The following is a 233-nucleotide window of genomic DNA, read 5'->3' on the forward strand; positions in this document are numbered from 1 at the left end:
AAGCTGATATCGATGTCACCATTAAAGTTCGCATCTGGTGTGATGGTGAAACTGCCATCGTCGTTAGCTACAACTGTCGCATCACCGTCGACCGTTAGGCTGCTGGCCGTCAAGTCATCGCCTTCCACATCTGATGCTTGAGAAAGCAGCTGCTCTTGGCTTAGACGAATCGAACCATCTTCGTCGATTGAGTACGCTAAGTCGCCAGACACTGGCGCATCATCAACGGCAGT

Annotated in this window: 1 protein-coding gene; it reads right to left on the reverse strand. The window is 51.1% G+C overall.

Translation table 11 applies throughout. The features are described from left to right. Positions 1-233: cadherin-like domain-containing protein (locus AB4263_RS24215; RefSeq protein WP_372099040.1), on the reverse strand; the 233-nt coding region annotated here is incomplete at both ends.

The organism is Vibrio sp. 10N.261.55.C5 (assembly GCF_041470505.1).
Taxonomy (GTDB): domain Bacteria; phylum Pseudomonadota; class Gammaproteobacteria; order Enterobacterales; family Vibrionaceae; genus Vibrio; species Vibrio crassostreae_C.